This window comes from Streptomyces sp. WELS2 (assembly GCF_013870595.1).
Taxonomy (GTDB): domain Bacteria; phylum Actinomycetota; class Actinomycetes; order Streptomycetales; family Streptomycetaceae; genus Streptomyces.
In genome coordinates, this window is the sequence record NZ_JACBWZ010000241.1 from 1 (window position 1) to 7,969 (window position 7,969).

General features: G+C 71.6%; 8 protein-coding genes. 4 read left to right on the plus strand and 4 right to left on the minus strand.

Translation table 11 applies throughout. The features are described 5' to 3' along the window. A partial coding sequence (locus tag H5J33_RS16200) for a hypothetical protein (protein ID WP_181795612.1) occupies positions 1-412 on the minus strand: 412 nt, incomplete at its 3' end. A 403-nt stretch (positions 413-815) separates the two neighbouring features. On the opposite strand from H5J33_RS16200, the gene H5J33_RS16205 reads away from it, so the two are divergent. Beyond that, positions 816-1,607: an RNA polymerase sigma factor SigF gene (locus H5J33_RS16205; RefSeq protein WP_181795613.1), complete on the plus strand. Its 792-nt coding sequence runs from the start codon at positions 816-818 to the stop codon at positions 1,605-1,607. Between the two features lie 18 nt (positions 1,608-1,625). Here the strand turns inward: H5J33_RS16205 and H5J33_RS16210 are convergent, their stop codons facing one another. Beyond that, on the minus strand, positions 1,626-1,940 hold the full coding sequence (locus H5J33_RS16210; RefSeq protein ID WP_181795614.1) for an ANTAR domain-containing protein: 315 nt from the start codon (positions 1,938-1,940) through the stop codon (positions 1,626-1,628). Between the two features lie 129 nt (positions 1,941-2,069). On the opposite strand from H5J33_RS16210, the gene H5J33_RS16215 reads away from it, so the two are divergent. Then, positions 2,070-2,885, plus strand: coding sequence for a VOC family protein (locus tag H5J33_RS16215; protein ID WP_181795615.1), 816 nt, complete (start codon positions 2,070-2,072; stop codon positions 2,883-2,885). A gap of 13 nt (positions 2,886-2,898) precedes the next feature. Here H5J33_RS16215 and glgX read toward each other — a convergent pair whose 3' ends face one another. Together glgX and H5J33_RS16225 are read right to left on the minus strand one after the other, a co-directional pair. Continuing rightward, entirely contained in the window at positions 2,899-5,043 is a 2,145-nt protein-coding gene (glgX, locus tag H5J33_RS16220) for a glycogen debranching protein GlgX (RefSeq protein ID WP_309485417.1), read from the minus strand. Next, positions 5,040-5,552 (minus strand): pep a2, encoded by a 513-nt coding sequence (locus H5J33_RS16225; RefSeq protein ID WP_181795616.1) that lies wholly within the window; start codon positions 5,550-5,552, stop codon positions 5,040-5,042. The genes glgX and H5J33_RS16225 overlap by 4 nt, the downstream gene beginning before the upstream one ends. A gap of 302 nt (positions 5,553-5,854) precedes the next feature. On the opposite strand from H5J33_RS16225, the gene H5J33_RS16230 reads away from it, so the two are divergent. Together H5J33_RS16230 and H5J33_RS16235 are read left to right on the plus strand one after the other, a co-directional pair. Then, complete coding sequence (locus H5J33_RS16230) at positions 5,855-6,154, plus strand: DUF5133 domain-containing protein (protein ID WP_030784425.1); 300 nt, start codon at positions 5,855-5,857, stop codon at positions 6,152-6,154. A 111-nt stretch (positions 6,155-6,265) separates the two neighbouring features. Further along, on the plus strand, positions 6,266-7,969 hold a 1,704-nt coding region (locus tag H5J33_RS16235), incomplete at its 3' end, for an alpha-1,4-glucan--maltose-1-phosphate maltosyltransferase (protein ID WP_181795617.1).

Sequence of the window (7,969 nt, forward strand, 5' to 3'; positions counted from 1 at the left end):
TGCCGCCCGCCCACAGGCGGCGGCCGGTCCAGTCGTCGTCCACCCGCAGCTGCACCTGTACGTCCACGTGGCCGAGGGCGGCCTCGGGGGCGGCGGCGTAGATCACGGCGGTGGCCCGGCGCAGCGGGTAGACGTCGAAGCCCTCGACGAACTGGGAGTTGCGCCAGTCGATGAAGGCGCCCTCGCCGTCCGGGCCCACGCGCACGTCGATCTGGCCGTCCTCCAGGTGGATGCCGTAGGGCCGGGAGCCGCGGTTCTCCACGGTCACCCGGACACTGAAATACGTCAGCCCGGCGGCGGCGTCGTCCCGTCCGCGCGGCGGCTCGGCCGCCTCCAGGCGGTGGACGCGGACCCGCAGACCGGCATGCTCGTCGTACTCCTGCCAGTCACCGACCACGTTCGGCTCGTACACAGTGCCCCTCTCGACCCTCGAGAGCTGCTGTCTATCTGTGTGCCGAGCACACTGTCAAATGGCGGGAACGCAGCGTGGTCAGGGGAATTGGGCCCCGCCGGCCGGTGATCAAGCGCTGCCCAGGAAGAACTCGTCCGGGGCGGGTTCTGGCCGCCGGGGCGGGCGTGCCGCACATCACGTCCACGACAAGATCGGCGATCTCCGGCTCCTCATGGCCCGATTCGCAACATTTATTATTATTTGTTTGGAGGTGTCCCTCGGCGGGAAAGGGCAGAGAAGTGCTTCGGACAGGAGGCACGTCCGTGGGAGACGGCATGGCCCGCCCCCGGTGTCCCACTCCATGATCCGAGCGCACCTCCCACGGTGTCTGTCCCATCAGCACCTGCCGAGAGAGGTGCGCGCGATGCGTGTCACTGGCAGCACGAAATCCCATCCCCACGACGACGCCCCGGACACGGGCGCCGCCTTCGAGCGGCTCGCCCTGCTGCCCGACGGCCCCGAGCGCCAAGCGCTGCGGGACGAGCTGGTCCGGCTGTGGCTGCCCATGGCCGAGCGGATCGCGGTGCGCTTCCGCGGCCGCGGCGAGGCGCTGGAGGATCTGTACCAGGTGGCCGCGCTGGGCCTGGTCAAGGCCGTCGACCACTACGATCCGGACCGTGGCCGCGCCTTCGAGGCGTACGCGGTGCCCACCATCACCGGGGAGATCAAGCGGCACTTCCGGGACCACATGTGGACCCTGCACGTGCCCCGCCGGGTGCAGGACCTGCGCAACCGGGTCCGCGCCGCCGTGAAGGACCTGGCGCAGACCAGCACGGGCCGGGCGCCCACCGTCGCGGAGATCGCCGCGTACGCCCGGCTCAGCGAGGACGAGGTGCGCACCGGCATGGAGGCGCTGGAGTGCTTCTCCGCGCTGTCCCTGGACGCCGAGGTCTCCGGCACGGACGGCTACGCCCTCGGGGACTCCCTGGGCGGCCCGGACCCCGGATACGACCTCGTCGTGGACCGGGCCGCGGTCAGACCCTGTCTGGAGGCGCTGCCCGAACGCGAGCGCACCATTCTCTACCTGCGGTTCTTCCAGGGCATGACGCAGAGCTGCATCGCCTCGCGGCTCGGCATCTCGCAGATGCACGTCTCACGCCTGCTGAGCGGCTGCTTCGACCGGCTGCGCGAGGAACTACTGACGGAGGTCCGCTGACATCCGCGCCCGTACGGCCTACCGCCCCTCGGTCCCCGGTACCTGCGCGGGCCCGTACCGGTCCAGGGCGTCCTCCAGCTCGGCCCGGATGTGCTCCGGGATGTCGCCGCGCCGCCCCCAGATCAGGATCAGCTCGGCGATGTGGCGCAGCTTGATGTTGGTGTGCTGGGAGACCTCCTTGAGGACCTCCCAGCCCTGGTCGGGGGTGACCCGGGCGAGGGCCACCACCATTCCGATCGCCTGGTCCACGACCGCGTGCGAGGCCAGGGCCTCCTTCATCTGGTCGACCTCCGCCTGCAACGCGGCGATCCGGTCCGACTCGCTCTCTGCCATCCCTCCATCGTGCGCAGGGGGCTGCACCCCTGCCACCCGGTGTACTCGACAGGCATTTCGCCCCCGTCCGGCCGGACACTGGTGTCATACCGGTGGCCACCCGGGCCCCGAGAGCAGGACACGACTGCCATGAACCACCACAGCCCCGCCGGCGGCGCGCCGCGCGACAAAGAGGTCGTCTCCACCCACTCCGTCTTCGGCGCGCCCTGCTGGGTGAGCCTGACCAGCCGTGATCTCCAGGCCACCCAGGACTTCTACACGGCCGTCCTGGGCTGGCGCTGGCGCACCGCCAAGCTCGGCGAACACTTCCGGATCGCCCTCGCGAACGGGGTCCCGGTCGCCGGGATCGCCGCCGTGGCCGCCATGTGGCAGATGGCGGTGGCGTGGACGCCGTACTTCGCGGTGCGGGACGCGGACCTGGCCGTGGCCCGGGTCCGGGAGCGCGGCGGTACGGCGGCGGTCGGGCCGCTGTCCTTCCCGCCGGGCCGGGCGGCGCTGCTCGCCGACCGGGACGGCGCCACGTTCGGGATCTGGCAGGGCGACCTGGTCACCAACTGGGAGGCGTGGCGGCAGGCGGCCCCCACCTTCGTGCGGCTGCACACCCGGGACGCCTTCGACGCCGCGATGTTCTACGGCGAGATCCTGGACTGGGCGAGCGGGGAGCCGGGCTGCTGCGAGGTGGAGTACGACGGCGGCGAGGTGCTGCTGCGCAGCGCGGGCGACGTGGTGGCGCGCATCGACTCGGGCGCGGTGGAGGCCGCCCCGGACCCCTCGGTGCGGCCGCACTGGCAGATCCACTTCGCGGTGACCGACGTGCCGGCCTGCGCCCGCGCCGCGGAGAAGCACGGCGGCAGCGTGCTGCGCGAGGACGGCGAGCGGGAGGCGATCCTGCGGGACGCCGACGGCGCGCAGTTCACGGTGACCGCCCGCGGCGTCTGCTGCTGAGGTCCGCCCCGGTTCAGCCCGGGGTGCGGGAGGGGCGGGACAGCAGGATGAGGCTGCGGGCCTCCAGGCGGAGCCGGGTGCCCGCCTTGCGTTCGCGTTCGTCGGGGACGCCGTCGGGCTCGGCGGTGTCGATCAGGGTGGTCCAGCGCTCGCCGAAGTAGTCGTCGGGCAGCCGGAAGACGACCGGCTCCCAGTAGCCGTTGACCAGCAGCAGGAAGGAGTCGTCGACCATGCGGCGGCCGTAGGGGTCGCGTTCGGCGATGGCGTCGCCGTTGAGGAACGCGCCGACCGAGTGCGCGTCCGCGCGCTGCCAGTCCCGGTCGGTCATCTCGCGGGCGTCGGGCCGCAGCCACACGAGGTCGGGCAGCGGCTGGCGGGCGTTGGTCGCGGTCTCGCCACGGAAGAAGCGGCGCCGGCGCAGCACCGGGTGCGCGGCGCGCAGCGCGATCAGGCGCCGGGTGAACCCGGTCAGGGCACGCTGCTCGTCGGTCGGCTCCCAATCCACCCAGGAGATCTCGTTGTCCTGGCAGTAGGCGTTGTTGTTGCCGCGCTGGGTGCGGCCGAGTTCGTCGCCGTGGCAGAGCATCGGGATGCCCTGCGACAGCAGCAGCGTGGCCAGCAGGTTGCGCTGCTGGCGGGCGCGCAGTTCGAGGACGGCCGGGTCGTCGGTGTCGCCCTCCGCGCCGCAGTTCCAGGACCGGTTGTGGCTCTCGCCGTCCCGGTTGTCCTCGCCGTTGGCCTCGTTGTGCTTGTGGTTGTACGACACCAGGTCGCGCAGCGTGAAACCGTCGTGGGCGGTGACGAAGTTGACACTCGCGCGCGGCCGGCGCCGGCTGTGCTGGTAGATGTCGGACGAGCCGGTGAGGCGGGAGGCGAACTCGCCGAGCGAGCCGGGCTCGGCGCGCCAGAAGTCCCGTACGGCGTCCCGGTACTTGCCGTTCCACTCCGACCACAGCGGCGGGAAGTTGCCCACCTGGTAGCCGCCCTCGCCCACGTCCCACGGCTCGGCGATCAGCTTGACCCGGCTGATCACCGGGTCCTGCTGGATCAGGTCGAAGAACGCCGAGAGCCGGTCCACCTCGTGGAACTGCCGGGCGAGGGTGGCCGCGAGGTCGAAGCGGAAGCCGTCGACGTGCATCTCGGTGACCCAGTACCGCAGCGAGTCCATGATCAGCTGGAGCACGTACGGGTGCCGCATCAGCAGGCTGTTGCCGGTGCCGGTGGTGTCGTAGTAGTGCGCCCAGTCACCGTCGACCAGGCGGTAGTAGGAGGCGTTGTCGATGCCCCGGAAGGACAGCGTGGGGCCCAGTTCGTTGCCCTCGGCGGTGTGGTTGTAGACCACGTCGAGGATGACTTCGAGGCCGGCCGCGTGCAGCGCCTTCACCATGGCCTTGAACTCGTTGACCTGCTGGCCGCGGGTGCCGAAGGCGGCGTAGGCGTTGTGCGGGGCGAAGAAGCCGATGGTGTTGTAGCCCCAGTAGTTGGACAGGCCGCGGTCCTGCAGGATGCCGTCCTGGACGAACTGGTGCACCGGCATCAGCTCCACCGCCGTCACCCCGAGCGAGGTGAGGTGCTCGGTCACGGCCGGGTGCGCGAGCCCGGCGTAGGTGCCGCGCAGTCGCTCGGGGACGTCCGGGTGGGTGCGGGTCAGCCCGCGGACGTGGGCCTCGTAGATGACCGAGTCCGCGTACGGCGTCCGGGGCGGGCGGTCGTCGCCCCAGTCGAAGAACGGGTCGGTGACCACGCCCAGCATGGAGTGGCCGGCGCTGTCGGCCGGAGCCGGCCCGTCCGGGGCGCGCTCGTACAGCGAAGGGTGATTGTCGATCTGGCCGTCCACGGCGCGGGCGTACGGGTCGAGCAGCAGCTTCGCCGGGTTGCAGCGGTGACCGAGCGAGGGCTGCCAGGGGCCGTGCACCCGGTAGCCGTAGCGCTGTCCGGGGCCGACGCCGGGCAGATAGGCGTGCCAGACGAAACCGTCGACCTCGTGCAGCCGGACGGGGGTCTTGGCGCCGGCGTCGTCGACGAGGATCAGGTCCACGCGCTCGGCGACCTCGCTGAACAGGGCGAAGTTGGTGCCCTGTCCGTCGAAGGAGGCGCCCAACGGGTAGGGGTGCCCGCTCCAGACGGGCACCCCGGTGCGTGAGGTACGGGCGGTCACCGGCTGCCCTCCAGGGTGGCGCCGTGGGCGGGCGCGGGACCGGCCAGCACGGTCACCGGCTCGTCGCGGGGCACCTTCCGGCCGGTGCGCAGCGCGGGGTCGGGGGCGAGGGGGACCAGCGGGACGCGCTGGCCGGCCCGGGCGCGCTGCGAGAACCAGATGATCGTGCCGCCGGTGCCGGTGGCGCAGCAGCCCCAGCCGTCGCTCATGGCGGCGATGTCGGCCAGGCAGGACCGCAGGTCCTGGTCCGGACGCAGATCGGGGTCCCGGCCGCCGAGGGCGGTGATGAGATGCTGGCCGTTCCACCACATCTCGATGGACGTGTGCTTGTTCCTCGCGTGCGCGTCGATCGCCCGCAGCAGCAGTTCGGCGCCGTGGCGGACGGGCTCCACGAGGTTGTCGAGATCCCAGTGGCGCAGATGGGCGGCCAGGATGCGGCTGACCTGCCCCACCCGTTCGGGGCCGACTTCCACGTCGAGATGGTAGTAGCAGGGCACTGCGGTCTTCATCGTCGCTTGCTCCTCACCGGCGAAGCTCTCGCTCCCCTCGCCCGCCCGGAGGGATTTCCGGACACCCAGAGTGAGCGTTGATCGCTTCAGAGTCACTTCCACGGTGCGGCCGCTACGCCATTCGTGCAACACGAGCCACCGACGGCCCCACTGGTTGAAGCTCCAACAAGACGCTGCGTCGTCACGCGTGCACCATAAGTGAAAGCCTCGATCGCCGTAACGGTGCCGTGCCCTCCCCTGCGCGGACACCACCCGACCGTCGGGAACGCGCCCAGTCGAGAGCGTGGAAGGTGAAGAGGGCCATGCTGCTACCCGCCAAGGCCGAAGTGGCCCGGCAGTTGCGGCGATACCGGGCGTGGGAGCGCGTGATGCTCGCCGCGCCGCACGACCGCACGGTCCGGGCCACCTTCGAGGACTCGGGGTACACCCTGTGCGTGCTGATGGGCAAGCGCTGCGCCCGCGAGGCCGTGGACGCCGCCGAGCGCTATCTCCGCACGAACCTGGTCACCTATCTGCGGGAGCAGGACGGTCGGCCGCAGCCGCGCCGGACGGCGAGAAGAGGGCCGCCGTCGGAGCGGCGTTCCACGGCGCCAAGCCCCTGACCTGGCACCGTACTAGGCGTTCCCTGCGGGCCCGGCGAGACGCCGGCCCGACTTATCGGATCGCGGAGCCGGGCCGGGCGCCCGGCTCCGCGCACGGCGGAGGTGAGATACATGCGCAGGACCCCGGCCATCGGCCGTGTACCGGTACGTGACGTCCGGCCGGCCGTGGAGTGCGGCAGGCGCCCGGCGAAGGCGGTGGCCGGGGAGACGTTCGAGGTCACGGCCACCGTGTTCCGCGAAGGGCACGACGCCGTGGGCGCGAACGTGGTCCTGCGCGATCCGACGGGCCGGCGCGGCCCCTGGACCCCGATGCGGGAGCTGTCGCCGGGCAGCGACCGCTGGGGGGCGGAGATCACCCCGGATGTGACGGGACGCTGGACCTTCCGCGTGGAGGCGTGGAGCCATCCGCTGGCGACCTGGCGGCACACCGCGTCGGTGAAGGTGCCGGCCGGGATCGACACCGGCCTGGTGCTGGAGGAGGGCGCGGAGTTGTACGAGCGGGCCGCCGCCGGGGTGCCCAAGGGGGCCGAGCGGGACCTGGTGCTGGCCGCGGCGCGCGCCCTCGGCGACGACACCCTGTCGGTCCACCACCGGCTGAAGGCGGCGCTGTCCCCGGCGGTGGAGAACGTGCTGGAGCGGTATCCGCTGCGGGAGCTGGTCACCGCGTCCGAGGCGATGCCGTTGCTGGTGGAGCGCGAACGCGCCCTGTACGGCTCCTGGTACGAGTTCTTCCCCCGCTCCGAGGGCACCGCGGAACGCCCCCACGGGACCTTCCGCACCGCCGAACGCCGGCTGAAGGCGATCGCCGACATGGGCTTCGACGTCGTCTACCTGCCCCCCGTCCACCCCATCGGCACCACCCACCGCAAAGGCCCCAACAACGCCCTGACCGCCGGCCCCCACGACGTCGGCGTCCCCTGGGCCATCGGCTCCCCCGAAGGCGGCCACGACGCCGTCCACCCCGCCCTGGGCACCCTCGAGGACTTCGACCACTTCGTCGCCGAGGCCGCAAGGCTCGGCCTGGAGGTCGCGCTCGACCTCGCCCTCCAGTGCTCCCCCGACCACCCCTGGGTCGAGAAGCACCCCGAGTGGTTCCACCACCGCCCCGACGGCTCGATCGCCTACGCGGAGAACCCCCCGAAGAAGTACCAGGACATCTACCCCCTCGCCTTCGACGCCGACATGGACGGCCTGGTCGCCGAGACCCTGCGCATCCTGCGGCACTGGATGGCCCACGGCGTGCGGATCTTCCGCGTGGACAACCCGCACACCAAGCCCGTCGTCTTCTGGGAGCGGGTCATCGCGGGCATCAACCGGACCGACCCGGACGTGATCTTCCTGGCGGAGGCGTTCACCCGCCCGGCGATGATGCACACCCTGGCCCAGATCGGCTTCCAGCAGTCGTACACCTACTTCACCTGGCGCAACAGCAAACAGGAACTCACCGAGTACCTGACCGAGCTCACGGGTGAGGCGGCGGCCTACATGCGGCCGAACTTCTTCGCCAACACCCCCGACATCCTGCACGCCTACCTCCAGCACGGCGGACGGCCCGCGTTCGAGGCGCGCGCCGTGCTGGCCGCCACCCTCTCCCCCGCCTGGGGCATCTACTCCGGCTACGAACTGTGCGAGAACACCCCGCTCAGGGAAGGCGGGGAGGAGTACCTGGACTCGGAGAAGTACCAGCTCAGGCCCCGCGACTGGGAGGCCGCCGAGCGCGAGGGCCGCAGCATCGCCCCGCTCATCACCCGTCTGAACACCATCCGCCGCCGCCATCCCGCACTCCAGCGGCTGCGCAACCTGCACTTCCACCAC

Coding starts and splice junctions, on each gene's coding strand:
- H5J33_RS16230 (WP_030784425.1), top strand. CDS start 5,855: ATGCTGCTACCCGCCAAGGCCGAAGTGGCCCGGCAGTTGCGGCGATAC.
- H5J33_RS16215 (WP_181795615.1), top strand. CDS start 2,070: ATGAACCACCACAGCCCCGCCGGCGGCGCGCCGCGCGACAAAGAGGTC.
- H5J33_RS16205 (WP_181795613.1), top strand. CDS start 816: ATGCGTGTCACTGGCAGCACGAAATCCCATCCCCACGACGACGCCCCG.
- H5J33_RS16210 (WP_181795614.1), bottom strand. CDS start 1,940: ATGGCAGAGAGCGAGTCGGACCGGATCGCCGCGTTGCAGGCGGAGGTC.
- H5J33_RS16225 (WP_181795616.1), bottom strand. CDS start 5,552: ATGAAGACCGCAGTGCCCTGCTACTACCATCTCGACGTGGAAGTCGGC.